Below are 860 nucleotides of genomic sequence, written 5' to 3' on the forward strand. Positions count from 1 at the left end.
GGGATATGTTTCCGCTTTGCCTTTCGTGATATAGATGTTCCCTGTGTTCCAGTCAAGTTCTATCTTTGCACCTTGTATGTTCTTGTCAACCCACTTACAGACGAAAGAAATTATCTTGCCCTCGTATCCTGACTTCGAGTGGATTTTATAAAGCTGTTTTAAAAGTTTGAAGTCCATATTTTTTACGTTTTTAATTTTATTTTTTGTTTTGTTGTTGAATTTTTAATTGTTACTTTTTAATTCGTTAGCTATGCTGCCTTAAGTTCTATTTGACGATGTTCCGAGATATAACAATCCTCCGCCTTCTCCTTGCATCCTTCCGAACAATAGCAGCTACCTGTCACTTCCGATTCATGTCCGTCATCCTTAACAAACCATTCGCCGCACCAAGGACAACGGTCAACATCACTCTCGTGATAGTACATTTCCTCGGAGTCAATCCATACAAATTCCCCAAGGTCGTCAACACTGCAACTGTATTCCCTTCCGTGGTACATTACAATCGTAGTATCGAAGTCACCGTAACATTCATGGAACTCGTCATAGCTTTCATCATCGTTCTCCTCATACCCGTCAATACTTCCGTCTGTGGTATCAAGCTCGTAGTCGTAGCCGTTTACCTCGTAGTTGTATGCTCTTCCTTCAGACATATCGTACCACTTGAAGCTGTCCTGGTATGAAAGTGTGTCTTCAGTGCCCAAGTCGCAGTCTATGTAGAATTTCTTGTCCTCCAACGAATTCCCAAAGATATCAACGAAACTTCTTGAATGGTGGCAGTCATAACCTACTTGCTTGTATCCGTCTATGTAACCTCCTATTATCAATGCGTTCACCAAGGCACGTTTCAATACGTCGTCCTG

General features: G+C 41.5%; 1 protein-coding gene. It reads right to left on the bottom strand.

Annotated elements, in window-relative coordinates; genetic code table 11:
* Positions 1–248: 248 nt before the first annotated feature.
* Positions 249–650: a hypothetical protein gene (locus QVO66_RS10745; protein ID WP_288172827.1), complete on the bottom strand. Its 402-nt coding sequence runs from the start codon at positions 648–650 to the stop codon at positions 249–251.
* Positions 651–860: the final 210 nt, after the last annotated feature.

The sequence above is a fragment of the Prevotella sp. CAG:255 genome, assembly GCF_000431195.1.
Taxonomy (GTDB): domain Bacteria; phylum Bacteroidota; class Bacteroidia; order Bacteroidales; family Bacteroidaceae; genus Prevotella; species Prevotella rara.